Here is an 18,872-nt window from a genome sequence, read left to right on the forward strand (position 1 = left end):
CCTCACACTCCGAGGTAGGCTTCGACGATGCCGTCGTCTTCGAGCAGTTCGTCACCCGGTGCGGACATCGTGATGCGTCCGTTCTCCATCACGTAGCCTCTGTCGGCGAGTCGAAGCGTCTGCTGGACGTTCTGTTCGACCATGAGCACGGTCACCCCTTGACTGTGGACCTCCTCGACGACGTCGAACACCTCTTGGACGAGTTGCGGAGCGAGACCGATAGACGGTTCGTCGAGGATGAGCAGGTCCGGGTCGCCCATGAGCGCGCGGGCGAGCGTCAACATCTGTTGTTCGCCGCCGGACATAGTCCCTGCCCGCTGGCTCTTTCGCTCTGCGAGGCGGGGAAAGAGCTCGAGCATCTCCTCTAACGTCTCGTCGCGCTTGGCCTGCGCGTCGGCCGTCTGCGCGCCGAGGAGCAGGTTGTCCATGACGGTCATGTTCGTGAACAGGTCGCGGTTCTCCGGCACCTGCACGATACCGCGCTCGACGATTTCGTGTGAGGGTTCTTCCTGAATCGGCTCTCCACGGTAGGTAATCGTCCCGTGTGTCGCCGAGAGGATGCCGCAGATGGTTCGCATCGTTGTCGTCTTGCCCGCACCGTTCGACCCGATGAGCGCGACGATCTCTCCTTCGCCGACGGTCATGTCGACGCCGTGGAGTACCTCGATCTCGTCGTAGCCTGCACGGACGTTACTGAGTTCAAGCATCGACGTCGGACCCCCCGATGTAGGCCTCGATGACACGCTCGTTCGAGACGATCTCCTGTGGTCGCCCGAAGCCGATTCCTTTCCCTTGGTTGAGCACCTTCACGTAGTCTGAGATGTTCATGATTGCCTTCATGTCGTGTTCGATGATGAGGAGGCTCGTTCCTCGCTCGCGCAGTTGACGGAACAGGTCGAGCATCTGCTTCGACTCGGAGGGAGTGAGTCCCGCCATAATCTCGTCTAAGAGCAGAATCTTCGGTTTCGTCGCGATAGAGCGCGCCAGTTCGAGCCGTTTCTGTGCGCCGATGGTCAACTCGCCTGCCTCTTCGGTGGCACGGTCGGCGAGGCCGACGAACTCCAACTGTTCCATGGCGATCTTCTCCGCCTCGCTGCGGCGACGCGTGTGGATGTGTGCGCCGACCATCGCGTTCTCGACGACGGTCAACTCTTCGAGCGGCCGCGTGATCTGGAACGTCCGGGCGAGGCCGCGCCGAGCGATCTTGTGAGAGGGGAGCCCCGAAATCTCCTCGCCTTCGAGCGTCACCGTTCCCGATGTCGGTGGGAACGTTCCACTGATACAGTTGAACAGCGTCGTCTTGCCCGCGCCGTTCGGTCCGATGAGACCGATAATCTCGCCGCGTTTGACATCCATGTCGACGCCGTCGAGTGCCTGCAGTCCGGAGAAACGTTTGCCGACGTCACGGACCGAGAGGATAGTCTCTCCCTCGCGGTCGGCGTGCTGGTTCGTCTCAGACATCAGTTGTTCACCTCCTCGTTGGAATCAGTCGAGCGGACACGGTTCCAGAGCGCCCGTGCGCGACTCGGCCAACTCACCACACCACGCGGTGAGTAGATGACGATGGCGACGAGGAACGCCCCGTAGATGATGCGGTCCAACCCGTTGATGTTCGTGAACGTCGTCCGGGCGACTTCACTGACCGGCGTGACGATGAACGACCCGACGATGGGGCCGATGAGCGTCCCCGGGCCGCCGACGACGGCGGGCAGGAGTAGTTCGACGTTCTTGAACAATGCGAACACCGTGTCGGGGCGAATCGTGTTGAAGTACATAGACCAGTAGGCACCGCCGAGAGCCGTGAAGAACGCGCTCACGGCGACACCGAGCATCTTGTAGCGGAACGCGGGGACACCCACGCTCGCGGCGGCGGATTCGTCCTCGCGGATAGCGAAGAAGTAGAGTCCGATCCACGAGTTCTTGATGAGCCACGAGATAAGCGTGACGACGAGGAGGAACCCGAGGATGAGATAGTAGTACGGCAGGTCACTTTGGAACTGGAAGGCGAGGAGTCCGTACTCCGCGCCGTAGTCCCGTGGGAACGGTTTGAAGTACCCGTTCGCACCCTGTAGTTCGGACATGTTTACCACGACGAACCGGAGCAGTTCGGCGAACGCCAGCGTCGCCAGTGCGAAGTAGTGCCCCTTCAGCTTGAACCGGAAGGTGAGAAAGCCGATGATGAGACCATAGCCCGCCGCGATGACGCCCGCGACGAGCATCCCCACCCACGGGTTGAGCGCGAGGTCCGCGAGGAGCTTTTGGGTCGCATAGGCACCGATGCCGAAGAACGCGGCGTGTCCGAACGAGAACTGCCCGGTGTAACCGGACATGATGTTCCACGCTTGGGCGGTGTAGGCGTAGATGACGGTCAGAATCAGGACTTTGAGGCTCAGCGTCGCCGCCAGTTCCATCCCGGCGACGTCGATTTCGATGATGTACGGGAGCGCGGCGAGGAACCCGAACAGTGCCACTCCCTTCACGAACGGCGCGTACGTCTGGTCGTCGAAGTCGCGGTAACTCTCGCGAACCGACTCGATGGTGCTCATGCGTCGGCACCTCCGAAGAGGCCCTCGGGCTTGACCAGCAGCGTCCCGATGAAGAGGAGGAAGATGAGAACCTGTGCGGTCGTTCCGGGCAGGTAATAGCCGCCGAACACCTGAATCATCCCCACGATGAGACCGCCGACGAACGCCCCCGGGAACGACCCGAGGCCGCCGAGGATGACGATGACGAAGGCGTTGATGAGGTAGGTCTCGCCCGTAAAGGGGTCGAAGCGCTGGAAGAGCGCGATGGACGCGCCCGCGACACCTGCGAGCGCCGCACCGATGCCGAACGTGAGGTAGTTGATGCGCTTGACGTTGATACCGACGTAGCGCGCACCGTCACGGTTGTCCGCCGTGCCACGAATCCGTCGTCCGAGGTCGGTGCTGTTGAGAAACGCCCGGACGGCGAGCATCGTTCCGAGTGCGATGATGAGCGCGTACAGTTGACCCAGCGGGATGAACACGCCGCCGACTTGGAGAGACCCGAGCGAGAGTTGCACCTGCTGCGGGTCGGGCGTAAACACGATTTCGATAGCCGACTGGATGATGAGCAACACACCGAGCGTGGCGATGAGTTGGTTCTGTTGGGGTGCCTCCAGAATCGGCTCGACGGTGAGGACGTGGACGACCACCCCCAACACGAACAACACGACGGCGGCGATTGGAATGCCGACGAACGGACTGATGCCGAGTGATTCGGAGACCAACCAGACGGTGTACATTCCGACGACCAGAAACACACCGTGGGCGAAGTTGATGACGTCCATCACACCGAAAATCATCGTCAGGCCGAGTGCAGTCAACGCGTAGACTCCACCGAGCAGGAGTCCGAACGCTAGCAACTGCAACAAGACGGCATCGAGATTTGCGATATCGGTCAGGAACTGTACGAGCGGGTCTGTGAACCGGTCTAACCCGCCCCCCTGCAGTGGGAACGTAACGACGGATATGTCTATTTGTGGCATACGGGTGGCTTACACTCGGTGATAGTTGGCATGTCTCATAAAGGGTACCCTCGTCGTCTCAGTTCGTTGCTGCGAAAGAAAGCGGGGACGGGATGACGAAGTAGTCAGGTAGTCGCGATGAGCGCAGGTCGCCGAACTCAGATCTGCGGTGACGTCTCGGCGTACTCTTCGGGGTAGACCACTTTGACCGAGAGGTCTTGCACCTGGTTGACCGGCGCGAGCGCGTTGATGTTCTCGCCGGCGTCGTTGAACTCGATGGTCCCCATCGCGGAGATGTGGTCCTCGTACTGGAGTTGCTTCAGCGCGTTGTTGATGTCTTCGGAGTCGGCGCTGCCGGCCTCCTCGATGGCTTGGATGATGACCTCTCCGGCGGTGTAGGCCATCCCGACGGACGCGGAGAACTCCTGGTCGTAGTTCTCCGTGAACTGCGAGCGGACCTCGGCGGTCTTGTCGGTGGTCGGGTTCAGTGCGTAGTTGTTGTCCAGCACACCGTTAGCGAAGTCACCGATGTCGGAGACAGCCTTGTCGTCGGTGAACGTCGCCGAAGCACAGGCCGTCAGATGCGGCGGACGGTAGCTTTGGTCTTGCAGCGCCTGTGCGAGGAGGACGCCGCCGGCGACGTACGTCGACGCGATGATGGTGTCGGGGTCCGCCTGTCGGAGTCTCGAAACCTGCGTGTTCGCGTTCGACGCACCGAACTCGATGGCCGTCTCCTCGACGATTTCGACGTCCTGTTCGGGGAGCGTCTCACGGAGACTGTCGCGAATCGCCTGCCCGTAGCTGTTGTTGATGTAGAACAGACCGGCCGTGTCGAGCGTGCCGCCGTTGTCGCGGACGACCGTCGGAACGAGGTCGGCGTAGTCGCTCGCCATCCGTCGGGCCGGTGGCTGTGGACGGTAGACGTAGTTGAACCCGCGGTTCTCCAGGATGTTGTCGGCGGCCGCGATGGAGATGACGAACGGCACGCCCTGTCGCTCTGCCACCTGCGTCGCCGCCGTCGTGACGGGCGAGGAGTAACATCCGGTGAGGACGTTCGCCCCGTCCGAGAGCAGTTCTTCCGTGACCTGCCCACCGAGTTCCTGCTTCCCTTGGTTGTCGCCCTGGATGACGTTCACCTCTGCGCCGCCGAGCGATTCGATACCACCCGCCTCGTTCTTCCGCATGGCGGCGAGTTTGATGGCGTTGTTCATCCCGACGCCGGTGGCGGCGAGACTGCCCGAGAGCGGGTGGTTCGACCCGATGACGACTTCGTCGACGGAGCCACCACTCGACCCCGTCGTAGTCCCTTGGTTCCCGCCGGACCCGCCGTCCGAACCGTTGTCTCCACCGTCTCCGCCATCACCGCCGGACCCGGTATCGTCGCTGGTACATCCCGCGAGTGTCAGTGCCGCAACGCTCGCTCCAGTCGTCTTGAGAAAACGTCGCCTGTTGCTCGTCACCGAAGACTTGAGAGTCTTACCCATGGCAATCGATCACAGCTTTGGGGTTGATGATAATAAACACCAATAAAAGATAGTTGTCATGTACGGGTGAGAAATACCCGACAAAGTGTGTGAATCTAACGCACACGTTCAAGACACCGGTCGTCGTCACTCCGACTATGGACTCGGACACCAGTCTCGCTTCCGACACGAGCGAAGCGTTTCGACAGCAGACGGTCATCGTCACGGGCACCGCGAGCGGTATCGGACGGGCGTGCGCTCGTCTCGTCGTCGCTGGCGGCGGTACCGTCGCCGGTGGAGATATACGCGACCAACAGGCGACCGTCGAGGCGTGTGACGAGTATTCCGGGACGTTCGTCCCCGTCGACACCGACGTGACCGACGAAGCCGACGTCGCCCGACTCGTTGAGCGTGCCGCCGAAACCGGTGAGACTGGTGAGGTGGACGTCGTCGTCAACGTGGCCGGAATCATCAGTCGTGGTCCCGTCGAGAACCTGCGCGACGAGGATTGGCAAGGCGCACTCGACGTGAATCTCTCAGGACCACTTCGCGTCTGTCGAGCGGCAGCGCCCCATCTCCGGACGAACGGCGGCGCAGTCGTCAACGTCTCGTCCATCTTCGGGCAGATTGGGGCCGCAGAGCGCGCGAGTTACACTGCCTCGAAAGCCGGACTGGAAGGATTGACTCGGGCGCTCGCTGCGGAGTGGGGTTCCGATGGCGTCCGTGTCAACGCCGTCGCACCGGGATACATCCGCACGCGGATGACCGAACCGTTCGAGGACGACGAGGTCGCTCTCGACCGCTTCCGCGCGCTCTCGGCACTCGACCGAGTCGGCCGACCGGAAGAAGTTGCCTCCGTCGTCGGCTTCCTCGCTAGCGACGCCGCCAGTTTCGTCACCGGTGAGACGCTACTCGTCGATGGGGGTCGGGCGACTGTCGAGTGAGAATCGAGTAGGAGGTGAGAAGAACAGTGCGCTATTCGACCGACTAGAGCGACTGCCGAGCGTGGATACCGGCGAGTCGACCGTAGCCGAGTGCCGTCGTCAGGCCGTTGCCCGAGAGGTAACCGCCCGCGCCGTGGCCGCTGATGCCGCAGGCCGTCCCGCCGCCCGCGTAGAGGTTCTCCACGTAACTTCCGTCGGCCCGAAGGACACGCGCGTGTTCGTCGACGACGAGGCCGCCTTGGGTGTGAAACAGCGACCCGGTGACTTTCGCGCCGTAGAAGGGAGCTTCGAGCGGGTTCGCGCCGTCAGTGCGACCGACTTCGTCCGGTTCGCCCGCACGAGCGGCGTCGTTGTAGGCGGCGACTGCCTTCGCCGCCGACTCGCCGTCACAGCCGAGATGGTCACAGAGTTCCTCTATCGTCGCCGCCGAGTGGTACGTCCCGACGCTGGCCGCCTCGTCGAAGTCGTCGAACTCGCCGCGTAACTTCTCGAAGATACGCTCGTCGAACAGTTCGTAGCCGATTCCGCCCGACTGCTTCAGCACGTCGATGGCGAACTCGCTGTACCCCGCGGACTCGTCGCCGAAGCGCTCGCCCTCGGCGTTGACGAGGATTCCGCCGTTCATCACGACGGCGTACGTCGAGAGCATCCCGGTCTGGCTGGCGACGGTGGCGTGTCCCTGATAAGCGTCCATGTATGCGAGTTCACCGCCGAGTTCCGAACCGAAGCGGACGCCGTCACCGGTGTTGCCGTCCGCGCCGAAGTAGAGCGCACGTTCGATGTCCTCCTCACAGTAGTCCGTGATCATCTCGCGGTTGCCCGCGAAGCCGTCGGTTCCGAGGATGACCTTCTTCGCTTCGATGGCCTCCTCACGGTGAATACCGGCGACGACGCCGCGAACCGTCCCTTCGTCGGCGACGAGTTTCGTCACGGGCGCGTTCGTCAGGAGTTCGATGTTCGGCGTCGACTCGACGCGTTCGACCAGTTCGGCGACGAGGTTCTCACCGTTTCGTCCGTCGGGGGCGTGCATCCGGTACTCCGAGTGTTTGGGGTATTTGAAGTCGTCGACGATGTGGAGCGTGATGTCCCAGTCGTCCACCAACCAGTGGATGAGGTTCGCGCTCTCTTCGCAGAGGTACTGGACCCGGTCTTCGTCCGCTTCGTAGCCGTTCTTCTCTAAGATGTCGCGAGCCATGTCCGCGGGCGTCTCGTCGATGCCGACTTCGCGCTGGAGTCGCGTGCCCGCCGCGGGGACCATCCCCGTCGACAGCGACGTGTTGCCGCCGCACTCGGGGGCCTTCTCCAGAATCGTCACCTGCAGGTCGGGGTTCTCGCTGGCCGCGAGCGCAGCGACGAGACCGGTTCCGCCGCCGCCGGCGACGAGTACGTCCGTGTCGATGTCCCACTCGACGTCGTCGGCGGAGACGACTTCGGAGGCGCTGTCGCTGGGTGTCCGCTGAGCTAGTTCGTCCATAGTTCGTGCTAGGTAGTCTCTCTCGTAAATCTACCGTTCACGGTCGTCGTCTCTCGTTTCTCTCTGCCGGGGGTGAGAGCTATGGTGTCTCGGTGCGCGGATATGGTATGAACGCAGACTCGCCACGAGCAGTCGTCGAGGAGTTCTTCGACCGGATGAGCGACGACCGACGCGAGACGATTGGAGAGTTGTTCCACGACGACGCCGTCGTCACCCTCCCGGGTGTACAGTTCGAAGGACCGACCGCCCCTGCCGATTTCCTCGCCTTCCTCGAACCGCGCTACGAGTGGGCCGGCAAGGAGTTCGACCGGTGGATAGAAGCAGGCGAGACAGTCGTGAGCATCGGGACGCTCTACGGCGTCGACAACGACGGCGACGAGTTCCACGACGTCCGATACGTCGACGTCTACGAGGTCGAGGATGGGAAGATTAGTCGTCTCGACATCTGGAACGACCTCGCGGTGGAGGGCGTCGTATGAGTGCTGGAGGTGCCGAAAACGACCGAATCGGCGCCCTGTTCGCGCTCCGTGACGACCCGTCGCTCGTCGTTCGCGCCGAAGAGTTGGGGTACGAGTCGGCGTGGGCAGCGGAGGGGCAGGGAAAGACGGCGTTCGGGAAACTGGAGCGATGGGCGGTCCACACGGACGAAATCGGCCTCGCGACGGGCATCGTCAACGTCTTCTCCAGAACGCCCGCCACGCTCGCGGCGGCCGCAGCGACGCTCGACGACCACTCCGACGGCCGGGCCATCCTCGGTCTCGGTGTGGCGCATCCGGGTGTCGTCGAGACGTTTCACGGCGTCCCCTTCGAGCGTCCGCTCGCGCGCATGGACGAGTACATCGAACTCGTTCGTCGATATCTCCGTGGCGACGCCGACGGGTTCGACGGCGAGTTCTTCACGCCCGAGCGAACGAGTTTCTGGGACGCGTTCGAACCGCTACGTGAAGAGATACCCATCTACAACGGCGCGCTCGGGCCGGCGAACGTCCGACTGACGGGGCAGTTCGCCGACGGGTGGCTTCCGAACCTCTATCCGCGTCCCCAGTTCGAGGAGGCGATGGAGTGGCTGGCGACGGGTGCCGAGCGGGCGGGTCGCGACGTCGACGACGTGGACGTGGCGATGTACGTGCTCACGTCGGTCCACGAAGACGAAGCAGTCGCGCGTGAACAGGCGGCCCGTCACGTCGCGTACTACCTTCGCGACGTTCCGGGCTACTACGGGCGGGCGGCCGAACACGCCGGATTAGGTGACGAAGTCGAGGCGGCGCGGCAGGCCCCGACGATGGACGCCGCTATCGACGAACTCTCCGACGAGTTCTTGGACCTCGTCGGTCTCGTCGGCACGCCCGACGACGTCCGCGGGCGACTGGACGAGTTACGGGCGATGGGTGTCGACCTGCCTGTCGTCCGTGCGCCGTCGGGCGTCGACCGTGACTGGGTCGAACGGATGCTGGAGGTGTTCGCCCCGTAACAGGTGGTTGAGGAGAGCCGTACTTTTATGCTGGTTGCCAGCCCACCACAAACGAAACCCTGTATGACAGAGCGCATCTGGGAGGACCTGCTGTCCGAACAGGACCGACAGGTCATCTCGAAAGCCGGTTACGACAAGGAGGGCGCGTCGTCGTGGGAGTCGCGCGGTATGGGCGAGAACCCGATGGTCCTCGTCATCGACATGCAGCGACTCATCGTCGGCGACGACGTCCCCATCCTCGACGCCATCGAGGAGCATCGCACCGCGATGGGCGAAATCGCGTGGAACGCCATCGAGTACATCGACCCGTTTCTCGACTTCGCGCGCGAGCAGGACGTCCCCGTGACGTACACGCGCGTCGTCCCGTCGAGTTACGACGATTCCAATCATCCGGACCTCGACATCGTCGACGCCGTCGGCCCGAAAGACGGTGAGACAGTCGTCGACAAGTCCTACGCCTCGGCGTTCTACGGGACGGACCTCCTCTCGCGACTCGTCCGCGGCGGGCACGACTCGGTCATCATCGTCGGCAACTCCACCAGCGGGTGTGTTCGTGCCACCGCCGTCGACGCGAAACAGAACGGACTCAGCGTGGTTCTGCCGCAGGAGTGCATCTTCGACCGTATCGAAGCCTCACACAAAGTCGGCCTGCTCGACCTGTGGATGAAGTACGCGGAGGTCTTAGAGACCGAAGAGGTCGAGGAGTGGGTCGAGACGCTATGAGCGACACTGAGTACGACCTCGTCGTCTCCGGCGGCACGGTGGTCACGCCCGAACACGGCACTTTCGAGGCAGACGTTGCCGCCGACGGCGAGACGATTTCGGCGATTGCCTCGCCGGGGACGCTCTCGGGAGCGACAGAAATCGACGCGACGGGCAAGTACGTCCTCCCGGGCGCGATAGACCCGCACACGCACCACGGTATCTACCGTGGGCTGGAAGCCGACGCCGAGTCCGAGTCGAAGTCGGACCTCGTCGGCGGCGTCACGACGATTGGTAACTACTTCCGCCGGGCCGGCGCGTACGCCGACATCATGCCGGACTACTTCGCGCAGGCCGAACCCAACTACTACCACGACTACTTCTTCTCGCTCGGGCTCCTGTCGATGGAGCACGTCGAGGAGATTCCCACCATCGTCGAGGAGTTCGGCATCACGACGTTCAAGTGGTACATGAACTACAAGAACGCCGCCCGCGAGAAGTTCGGCGTCGACTGCGACATGCACGACGACTTCGGCGACGCGTTCATCCAGAAACTCGCCGAGCAGGACGTCCCGACGACGCTCGGCTACCACTCCGAGAACGTCGAGATCACGAACGCACTCGCCGGCGGCAACGTCTACGTCACCTCCGAATCGGAGGACGCGGGAGGGGATGAAGACGAAGGCTACGAGGTGATGGTCGAGGAGTTCCCCGGCTACGCCGAGACGCAGAGCATGGTCGCGGGCGCGTCGCTCGCGAAGGTCCACGGCTACGACGACCGGTTCTACGCCGTCCACATCTCGGCGGGCCAGACCGCCGACGAACTCGCCGCACTTCACGAGGCGGGCTATCGGACGTGGGGTGAGACCTGCATCCACTATCTGACGCTCACGACCGAGGAGTGCGACGAGCGGATGAAGGTCAACCCACCGGTTCGCTCGAAAGAAGACCAAGAGACGCTCTGGAAGCGTCTCGCCGACGGCACCATCTCGACTATCGGGACCGACCACTGTGCGAACCTCGCCGAGAACAAGTTCGGCGAGGGCATTCGTGACAGTCTCCTCGGCTTCCCGTCGACATCGGTGATGCTCCCGCTCATCCTCTCTGAGGGTGTCAACGAGGGCCGCATCTCGCTGGAACGCGCCGTCGAGGTGACGAGTACGAACGCCGCGAAGGCGTTCAACCTCTACCCGAAGAAAGGGACGGTGCGGGTCGGCAGCGACGCCGACCTCGCCATCGTCGACCTCGACGAGACGAAGACCGTCACCCCCGACTTGCTCCACAGCGTCTCCGGCTACTCGCCCTACGAGGGCCGCGAGGTCACGGGATGGCCGACACAGACGGTCGTGAAAGGGCAACTCGCCTACGACGACGGCGACGTCGTCGGAACGAAAGGACATGGAACGCACGTCGACCGACCGGTGTGAGGCCGTGGTGACAACGACCCGAACCACCGCCCGAACCGGCCGGACGCGACGAATCGAACGCTGACGACAGACGAACACAGCAGACACGAACACAGACAAGACACATGACAGACGACACTGACGGACCACTCGCAGGCCTCGTCGTCCTCGAAGCCGGGTCGATGATCTCCGGCCCGACGGTCGGGCGACTACTCGCCGACTTCGGCGCGACGGTCATCAAGATCGAACACCCCGAGTTCGGTGACCACATCCGGAACTTCGGCCCGAAGAAGGACGGCGTCGGCCTCTGGCACAAGTACCTCTCGCGCAACAAACAGTCCATCACGCTCAACATCTCCACCGACTCCGGTAGCGCGGTGTTTGAGGACCTCGTGAGTGAAGCGGACCTCCTCGTCGAGAACTTCCGACCGGGGACGCTCGAACGGTGGGGACTCGGCTGGGAGCACCTCTCGGACGTGAATCCGGACCTCGTGATGCTCCGGATGTCCGGGTTCGGACAGGACGGCCCGTACGCCGAGCGTCCCGGATTCGGCACGCTCGCGGAGGCGATGTCCGGGTTCGCCTACCTCAACGGCTTCCCCGACTCGCCGCCACTACTCCCGCCGACGGGACTCGCCGACAACATCGCCGCGCTGTTCTCGACGTTCGCGGTGATGTTCGCGCTCTACCACCGCGACGTCAACGACGGCGGCGGCCAGTACATCGATACGAGTCTCATCGAACCCATCTTCGGGTTGCTCGGGCCGCAACCGCTCCGCTACGACCAACTCGGTGAAATCGAGTCGCGGTCGGGGAACCGTTCGACGTCGTCGGCCCCGCGGAACGTCTACCGCACCGGCGACGACCGCTGGGTCGCCATCTCGGCGAGCGCCCAGCCACTGGCGATGCGTACGTTCGACGCCATCGACCGACCGGACCTGAAAGACGACCCGCGCTTCGAGACGAACGCGAAGCGATTGGAGAACGTCGACGAACTCGACGCCATCATCCAAGGGTGGATGGACGAGCACACGCGCGAAGAGATACTCGAATCGTTCGAAGAGGCCGACGCGACCATCGCGCCCGTGTACAACGTCGAAGACATCCTCAACGACGAGCACTACGCCGCCCGCGAGTCGTTCATCTCCGTCGACGACGAGGACCTCGGCGAGGCAACGGTACAAAACGTCTTCCCGAAGTTCTCGAAGACGCCGGGCAAAGTCGACCATCTCGGCCCGTCGCTCGGCGAACACAACGACGACGTGTACCGTGACCGACTCGGCTACGACGACGAGATGCTCGCGGACCTCGACTCGGAGGGTGCGATATGAGCCTCCTCGACGACCTGCCCGAGAAGGTTCACGTGGTCGAGATGCTCCCTCGCGACGGCTTCCAGCGACTCGACGAGTTCGTCGAGACCGACAAGAAAGTCGAGATAATCGACTCCCTTTCGGCCACTGGCGTCGACGAAATCGAAATCTCCTCGTTCACGCATCCGAAGGCCGTCCCCACACTCAGGGACGCCGACGAAGTCGCCCAGCAAATCGAGCGTCACGACGACGTGACCTACCGGGCGCTCGTTCCCAACCTCGTCGGGATGGAGCGCGCCGTCAAAGCGGAGGTGGACAAAGTGAACGCCCTCGTCACGAACAGCCAGGCGAACACCGAGAAGAACCAGAACCGCACTCGCGAGGAGGTGCTCGCGGAGATGGACGACATCGTCGAACTCGCCCACGACCACGGTATCGAAGTCGAGGCGGGGATGGGCACGAGTTTCTACTGTCCGTACGAAGGGCACATCGACCCCGCAGAGACGCTCGCCGTCGTCGACAGCGTGGTCGAGTCCGGCGTCGACGAAGTGACGCTGGCGACGACGATGGGCCTCGCCAACCCCGTCGAGATTACGGAGCGGTTCAGTGCCGCTTTCGAGGCGCATCCGGGTCTCGACATGGGGCTCCATCTGCACGACACGAACGGGATGAGCCTGGCGAACACGCTCGCCGCGATGGCCGTCGGCGTCGACCGGTTCGACGCCTCCGTATGTGGCCTCGGCGGCGGCGTCGTCCTCCCCGGCGGGATGTCGGGCGTCGGCAACACGCCGACGGAGGACCTCGTGCAGATGCTCACCCGGATGGGCGTCGACCACGGTGTCGACTTCGGGAAGATAGAGGCCGCCGCCCACGACGTCTCCGACGAACTGGGCCTCGGCGCGACGAGTCACGTCCTGATGGGCGGGACCGTCGAGCGTGTTCTAGAGACGGTCGCAGCAGACAAGAGAGGCGGTGAGAACGCATGACAGGAAAGACACTCGCAGAAAAGTTGCTCTCCGACAAATCTGGAACCGACGCCCGCGCGGGCGACTACGTCGAGGCCGAAATCGACGTGGCGATGGCCCACGACATCACGGGGCCGCTCGCGTTCCAGACGTTCGACGAGGTGACGGGCGAGGACGCCGACCTCTTCGCCCCCGACCGGACCATCTTCACCATCGACCACCACGCGCCAGCCGACGGCGTACAGGCCGCGAACAACCACAACGCGGTTCGGGAGTTCGCCGCGAAACACGGCGCACACCAGTTCGACGTCGGCGACGGCATCTGTCACGCCGTCCTCGTCGAGGAGGGGTTCGTCAAGCCGGGTGACCTCGTCATCGGCGCGGACTCGCACTCGACGACCTACGGCGGAATCGGCGCGTTCGGAACCGGCGTCGGGTCGACTGACCTCGGCACCGCGCTCGCGACGGGCGAGTTGTGGTTCCGCGTTCCCGAGACGATGCGCTTCGAGGTGGAGGGTGAACTCGCAGACGGCGTCTACGCGAAAGACCTCATCCTCCGGTTCATCGGCGACGTCGGCTTCGACGGCTGTACCTACATGGCCGCCGAGTACGGCGGCAGCACCATCGAGTCGCTGCCGATTCACGAGCGCCTCGTGCTCTCGAACATGGCCATCGAGATGGGCGGGAAGGCGGGGTTCGTCGAACCGGACCTCCGGACCATCGACTACCTCGAACGCCAGACCGGCGAAGTCGTCCCCTTCGACGACGACTTACACTCCGACGAGGACGCGACGTACGACTCGGTCCACACCTACCGTGCCGAGGACCTCGCACCGCAGGTGTCGAAGCCGTCGAACCCGGAGAACGCCGTCGACGTCACCGAAGTCGAGGGAACCGAAATCGACCAACTGTTCGTCGGGACGTGTACGAACGGTCGGTACGAGGACATCAAACTCGTCGCCGACATACTCGACGGCGAGGAACTCGCACCGAACGTCCGGATGGTCGTCGTCCCCGCCTCGAAGTCCGTCTACCAGTACATGCTGCAGACGGGCGTGTTCCAGACGCTCACCGACGCCGGCGCGGTCATCCAGAGTGCTGGCTGTGGACCGTGTGCGGGCTACCACCAGGGCGTCCTCGGTGACGACGACATCTGTCTCGCGACGGCGAACCGCAACTTCCCCGGGCGTGAGGGGTCGATGCAGTCGCAGGTCTATCTGGCGAGTCCGGCCACCGTCGGCGCGAGCGCGCTGTACGGCGAGATTACGGACCCACGCGGTGTGCAGACGGAGCGCTACGACGACACGGTGTTCGCGGAGGTGCTCTCATGAGCGACCCTTCTGAACCGGGCAGAGCGTGGGTGTTCGGCGACAACATCGACACCGACCAGATCACGCCGTCGCGGTTCATCGTCTCGTCGGACCCCGACGAACTCGCGACGCACGCCTTCGAGGACCTCAGACCGGAGTTCTCCGGAAAAGTCGAGACGGGCGACTTCGTCGTCGCTGGCGAGAACTTTGGGAGCGGCTCCTCGCGCGAGCACTCGCCGCTCTCGCTCGTCGGCGCGGGCGTCTCGGGCGTCATCGCGCAGTCGTTCGCGCGCATCTTCTTCCGCAACGCCATCAACCTCGGCCTTCCGGTACTCATCTGTCCGGGGGCGGACGCCATCGACGACGGCGACGAGGTCAGTATGGACATCGACGCGGGTATCGTCCACAACCACACGAAAGGCGAGCAGTACGACGCGGAGGCGCTTCCCGAGTTCCTCCAGACGCTCGTCGAACAGGGCGGGTTGAAGGCGTACACGAAGGCGAAACTCAGCGAGTAGACACTCGGGCATTCGGGCATTCGGGCAGTGGGTCGGCGGGCAGTAGACGGGCACGCGGTTCAGGGCAGCAGAAACGGGCACGTGGTTAGAGAGAGGCACCCGATTTACGCGCGACGTTCGACCCGACTTTTTCGAGGAATCTGCTAGAGGTCCCAGTAGAGCAATCCGGCGGCGACGAGGAGACAGACCGCGAGTCCGGCGAAGGCGACGACGTAGTTCGCGTACGTCGCCGTGATTCCGACGTAGGCCGGGCCGAGCGCGTTCGCCCCCAAGAAGAGCGCACGTGCCGCCCCGAGGTCGGCGCCCATGCCGCCGTCGGGGGCGTTGTCGACGATGATGGTGTCGGCCAGCGGAAACTCCATCTTGTAGCCGAGTGCGAGGACGGCGATACTGGCGTAGACGAGGAGCGGCGTCTGGACGAACGAGAGGATACCGAGGGCAACGGCGGCGACGAGGAGGCCGACGACGGCGATAGACTCTCGACTAAAGCGGTCGCTCACGTCGCCAGCGACGGGCTTGATGGCGAGACCGACCACGAAGACGATGGCGAACGACGCGCTGGCGAGTTCTTGGGAGAACGACTTGGACTCGATGAGAAAGGTCGGAAAGAAGTTGATGAAGCCGCCGACCATGAAGTAGAAGAGCGAGAAGGCGACGAGCGTCCGGCGTTGGGCGGGGCTGGCGACGAGTCGACGAACCGTCCCCGTCGCGTCGAGCGTCGGTCGTGCGACGGTGTAGCCTTCCGTCGACCAGTGGACGAAGAGGAGCGTGAGACCGACGAGGAGCAGCGCTACGGGGACGAACGGCGTTCGCCACGTGGCGTAGGTGAGTGCAAGAATCGCCACGCCGGAGGCGAGCAGACCACCGAAGTCCGTCCCGGCAGCGTAGAGGCCCATCGCACGCCCGCGGCGTTCGACGAAGAGGTCCGAGAGGAGTGCTCGCGACGGGATGGCGAAGAGCCCTTTCCCGAGGCCGGTGACGGCGGCGGCGAGGACGAACCCCGCGAGGCCACCGGCTAGCCCGAACGTCGTGAACCCGAGGACCAGGACGACGAGACCGGGGACGATGAGGGTGGCGCGGGTCCAACGGTCGGAGAACTCGCCGCCGGGGTACTGCGTAATCGCGTAGATGCCCTGAAAGAGCGCGAGTGCCACGCCAGCCGTCGCCTCGGTGATGCCGAGGTCGGCGATAATCGTCGGCAAGAGTGGCGACAGAAGGAATCGGCCCAACTGGAGGACGCCCCACGCGAGCGAGAGCGTCGCAAGCATCCGGCCAGGATAGCCAGCGAACAACCGTTCTGTCGACGCCGACACTCGTGTCACAGGCTTCGTTCGACGCGGGAGTATCAGTGGATTTCGGTTGCGGCCAGCGACCATCGGCTCTGTAGTCGCTCTCTCTCTCTGCATAGCTGTTCAAAAGTTACTGGACACACACTCTATCGTCGATAGATATCTCTGTGAGACCGGCGACTCAGTTAATACATAGATATCGTGTCTATGTGCTCTAACACGGCTTTTCAATTCTGTATGTCGAACTATATGGAGAAAAGCACGCCATTCAGCTGTTATTATAAATGTCATACAATTTATAGAAGAGTTCCCGTACGGTGTCTGTTCCAAAGAGTTCTAACAATTTTCTCAGTTATCATCATCTCTCTTCGCCTACTGCTGTCGAAGGTACGCTTGGGCGAGTTTCGCTTCGATGCGTTGGAGATGTTCGCTCACCGTTCCCGCCGCGAGGTCGAGTTCCGCGGCGAGTTCTCGGTGGGTCGTCTGGCGCGGGACCTCGTAGTAGCCCGCTCGAACGGCGAGGTCGAAGACTTCGTGTTGCCGGTCGGTCAGAAGGTCCGCGAGGACTCCCGTGTCGGGTCGGTACTCGCCGATTCGTTCGAGCGTGAACCCGATTACTGGCGGGAGGTTCGAGACGGCCTGCTGAATCGCTCGGTCGGTGCCGATGACCGTCAGATGGAGGCCGCGAACGTCGCCGTCGTCGAAGTAGTGAATCGGCCAGTCGACGACGATTTCGTGGTCGTGGAGCGTCCCGAGGAGGTCGTCGACGAGACCAGCACTCCGACACTGGACGTACGCGACGCCGTGGTCGTCCGCCCCCGTCACGTCGGAGGCGAGGACATCGGGGGTCTCGTCCAAGAGCGTCGCCGCTCGGTCGAGGTCGCCGCGGAGTTCGAGGAGTTCGACGTACTGTCCGGTCGGACCGGGACTGACATAGTGAATCGCCTCGACGGTGACCGTCTCGTCGTGAGCGAAGATGTCGTCGACCGGGTGGACTGCGCCGTCGGTCCAACTCAGGGTAACTGTCGCGTAGCGCATCGTGTGTGGGTTGTGTTCGTTCGCTGTCTACCCGCACTGTTCATCTTGACCGAAGGGTCACTCGGCGACCTACTTAAACACACCTAGCATGCTCGGAAACAGATAGAGGGACCGTGCGGACGAAGAGAGTGTAATGAGCAACGAGACACCGCCGGTGTCGACCGAGATGCCGCCCGGCCCCGACGGGCTACCACTCGTCGGCAACTATCCCGCGTTCGTACGTCGTCCGTTCGAGTTCATGACCCAGAACGCCGCCGAGTACGGCGACATCGTCGGCTGGGAGGAACTCGACGGCCCCATCTACCAGTTGAACCACCCCGACCACATCGAACAGGTGCTCGTCCAGAACAACCAGAACTACATCAAGGGTGACGCCTTCCAGCGGACGCTCTCGCCGATTACGGGCGACGGAATCCTGAACAGCGAGGGGGCCGTCTGGCGACGGAACCGCCACCTCATCCAACCTGCGTTCGGCCCGAGTCGCATCAGCGAGTACGCCGAGATGATGACCGACGCCACCGAGGAGTTGCTGGCAACGTGGGGCGACGGCGAGACACGACTCATCCACGACGACATGATGGACGTGACGCTCCGCATCGTCGCCCAGGCGCTCTTCGGCGTCGACATCGACGACTACGTCGACGAGGTGGGGCTCGCACTGGAGGAGTTCATGGAGGCTTCCGAGAGTCTCTCACACTACGTCCTCCCGGAGAACGTTCCGACGCCGTCGCGGCGTCGGATTCGACACGCCCGTGAACGACTGGACAACGTCGTCTACGACATCATCGAACAGCGACGGGAGAACCCCGGCGAGCGAGACGTCATCTCGATGTTGCTCTCCGTGAGTGACGACGAAGGCGACGGCCTCTCGACGGAGCAGATTCGCGACGAGGTGGTCACGCTCCTCCTCGCCGGTCACGAGACGACAGCCCTGTCGCTGACGTTCACCGCCTACGCGCTCGCACGCCACCCCGAAGTCGAGAAGCGACTCGTCGCCGAACTCGACGAGGTGTTGGACGGCGAGACGCCGACGATGGCGGACCTCGCCGAGTTGCCCTACACCGAACAGGTGGTCAAAGAGTCGATGCGTCTGTATCCGCCGGTTCCGGGTATCGTCCGCGAACCGGTCAAACCCGACATCATCGGTGGGTACGAGATCCCTGCCGGTGCGACGATTCGCATGCACCAGTGGGTCGTCCACCGCGACGCTCGATGGTACGACGACCCTCTCGCGTTCGACCCGAGTCGGTGGACGAAGGAGTTCGAAAAGTCGCTCCCGAAACTGGCGTACTTCCCCTTCGCCGCCGGACCGAGACGGTGTATCGGTGACCGCTTCGCCATGCTCGAAGCGCGACTGCTCTTGGCGACCATCTACCAACAGTACCACCTCGAACTCACGCCAGACACGGAGTTGAACCTCGCAGCGTCGGTGACGGCCCGCCCGAAAGACCCGGTGCGGATGACCGTCCACCGTCGGTAACGCCGACGAACGCGC

General features: G+C 63.4%; 18 protein-coding genes. 10 read left to right on the top strand and 8 right to left on the bottom strand.

The annotated features are described in order from the left end of the window. Positions 1-2 precede the first annotated feature (2 nt). From BM083_RS01650 to BM083_RS01670, 5 genes are all read right to left on the bottom strand, one after another. Positions 3-707 (bottom strand): ABC transporter ATP-binding protein, encoded by a 705-nt coding sequence (locus BM083_RS01650; RefSeq protein WP_009376860.1) that lies wholly within the window; start codon positions 705-707, stop codon positions 3-5. Continuing rightward, the gene (locus BM083_RS01655; RefSeq protein WP_089864884.1) at positions 700-1,461 is read right to left on the bottom strand and encodes an ABC transporter ATP-binding protein; all 762 of its coding nucleotides are present in this window, start codon (positions 1,459-1,461) and stop codon (positions 700-702) included. The genes BM083_RS01650 and BM083_RS01655 overlap by 8 nt, the downstream gene beginning before the upstream one ends. Beyond that, positions 1,461-2,546 carry a branched-chain amino acid ABC transporter permease gene (locus BM083_RS01660; protein WP_089864887.1) on the bottom strand — a complete coding sequence of 362 codons (1,086 nt, stop codon included), beginning with the start codon at positions 2,544-2,546 and terminating at the stop codon, positions 1,461-1,463. The genes BM083_RS01655 and BM083_RS01660 overlap by 1 nt, the downstream gene beginning before the upstream one ends. Continuing rightward, positions 2,543-3,508, bottom strand: coding sequence for a branched-chain amino acid ABC transporter permease (locus tag BM083_RS01665; RefSeq protein ID WP_089864889.1), 966 nt, complete (start codon positions 3,506-3,508; stop codon positions 2,543-2,545). Before BM083_RS01665 ends, BM083_RS01660 begins: the two co-directional genes overlap by 4 nt. 137 nt (positions 3,509-3,645) lie before the next feature. Beyond that, entirely contained in the window at positions 3,646-4,971 is a 1,326-nt protein-coding gene (locus BM083_RS01670) for an ABC transporter substrate-binding protein (protein WP_089864893.1), read from the bottom strand. Between the two features lie 137 nt (positions 4,972-5,108). Here BM083_RS01670 and BM083_RS01675 point away from each other — a divergent pair, with 137 nt between their 5' ends. After that, a complete protein-coding gene (locus BM083_RS01675; protein WP_245756818.1) occupies positions 5,109-5,894 on the top strand; it encodes an SDR family NAD(P)-dependent oxidoreductase in 786 nt (261 codons plus the stop codon). A gap of 43 nt (positions 5,895-5,937) precedes the next feature. Here the strand turns inward: BM083_RS01675 and BM083_RS01680 are convergent, their stop codons facing one another. After that, complete coding sequence (locus BM083_RS01680; protein WP_089864899.1) at positions 5,938-7,368, bottom strand: FAD-dependent oxidoreductase; 1,431 nt, start codon at positions 7,366-7,368, stop codon at positions 5,938-5,940. A gap of 107 nt (positions 7,369-7,475) precedes the next feature. Here BM083_RS01680 and BM083_RS01685 point away from each other — a divergent pair, with 107 nt between their 5' ends. The 8 genes from BM083_RS01685 (at position 7,476) to BM083_RS01720 (ending at position 15,050) form a co-directional block, all read left to right on the top strand. Continuing rightward, complete coding sequence (locus tag BM083_RS01685) at positions 7,476-7,847, top strand: nuclear transport factor 2 family protein (RefSeq protein ID WP_089864902.1); 372 nt, start codon at positions 7,476-7,478, stop codon at positions 7,845-7,847. Further along, positions 7,844-8,839: an LLM class flavin-dependent oxidoreductase gene (locus BM083_RS01690; RefSeq protein WP_089864905.1), complete on the top strand. Its 996-nt coding sequence runs from the start codon at positions 7,844-7,846 to the stop codon at positions 8,837-8,839. Before BM083_RS01685 ends, BM083_RS01690 begins: the two co-directional genes overlap by 4 nt. Positions 8,840-8,902: 63 nt before the next feature. After that, the gene (locus BM083_RS01695; RefSeq protein ID WP_009376838.1) at positions 8,903-9,562 is read left to right on the top strand and encodes an isochorismatase family protein; all 660 of its coding nucleotides are present in this window, start codon (positions 8,903-8,905) and stop codon (positions 9,560-9,562) included. Continuing rightward, the gene (locus tag BM083_RS01700; protein ID WP_089864908.1) at positions 9,559-10,968 is read left to right on the top strand and encodes a dihydroorotase; all 1,410 of its coding nucleotides are present in this window, start codon (positions 9,559-9,561) and stop codon (positions 10,966-10,968) included. The genes BM083_RS01695 and BM083_RS01700 overlap by 4 nt, the downstream gene beginning before the upstream one ends. A gap of 104 nt (positions 10,969-11,072) precedes the next feature. Continuing rightward, positions 11,073-12,278, top strand: coding sequence for a CaiB/BaiF CoA transferase family protein (locus tag BM083_RS01705; RefSeq protein WP_089864911.1), 1,206 nt, complete (start codon positions 11,073-11,075; stop codon positions 12,276-12,278). Continuing rightward, entirely contained in the window at positions 12,275-13,243 is a 969-nt protein-coding gene (locus BM083_RS01710) for a hydroxymethylglutaryl-CoA lyase (RefSeq protein WP_089864914.1), read from the top strand. The genes BM083_RS01705 and BM083_RS01710 overlap by 4 nt, the downstream gene beginning before the upstream one ends. Then, positions 13,240-14,553: a 3-isopropylmalate dehydratase large subunit gene (locus BM083_RS01715; RefSeq protein WP_089864917.1), complete on the top strand. Its 1,314-nt coding sequence runs from the start codon at positions 13,240-13,242 to the stop codon at positions 14,551-14,553. Before BM083_RS01710 ends, BM083_RS01715 begins: the two co-directional genes overlap by 4 nt. Then, positions 14,550-15,050 (top strand): 3-isopropylmalate dehydratase small subunit, encoded by a 501-nt coding sequence (locus BM083_RS01720; RefSeq protein WP_089864920.1) that lies wholly within the window; start codon positions 14,550-14,552, stop codon positions 15,048-15,050. Before BM083_RS01715 ends, BM083_RS01720 begins: the two co-directional genes overlap by 4 nt. A gap of 143 nt (positions 15,051-15,193) precedes the next feature. Here the strand turns inward: BM083_RS01720 and BM083_RS01725 are convergent, their stop codons facing one another. Both BM083_RS01725 and BM083_RS01730 read right to left on the bottom strand, forming a co-directional pair. Beyond that, entirely contained in the window at positions 15,194-16,318 is a 1,125-nt protein-coding gene (locus BM083_RS01725) for an MFS transporter (protein ID WP_089864923.1), read from the bottom strand. Between the two features lie 393 nt (positions 16,319-16,711). After that, positions 16,712-17,377: a helix-turn-helix domain-containing protein gene (locus tag BM083_RS01730; RefSeq protein ID WP_089864926.1), complete on the bottom strand. Its 666-nt coding sequence runs from the start codon at positions 17,375-17,377 to the stop codon at positions 16,712-16,714. 133 nt (positions 17,378-17,510) lie between these two features. Here BM083_RS01730 and BM083_RS01735 point away from each other — a divergent pair, with 133 nt between their 5' ends. Next, positions 17,511-18,857 carry a cytochrome P450 gene (locus tag BM083_RS01735; protein WP_089864929.1) on the top strand — a complete coding sequence of 449 codons (1,347 nt, stop codon included), beginning with the start codon at positions 17,511-17,513 and terminating at the stop codon, positions 18,855-18,857. Positions 18,858-18,872: the final 15 nt, after the last annotated feature.

Source organism: Halogranum rubrum (genome assembly GCF_900114455.1).
Classification (GTDB): domain Archaea; phylum Halobacteriota; class Halobacteria; order Halobacteriales; family Haloferacaceae; genus Halogranum; species Halogranum rubrum.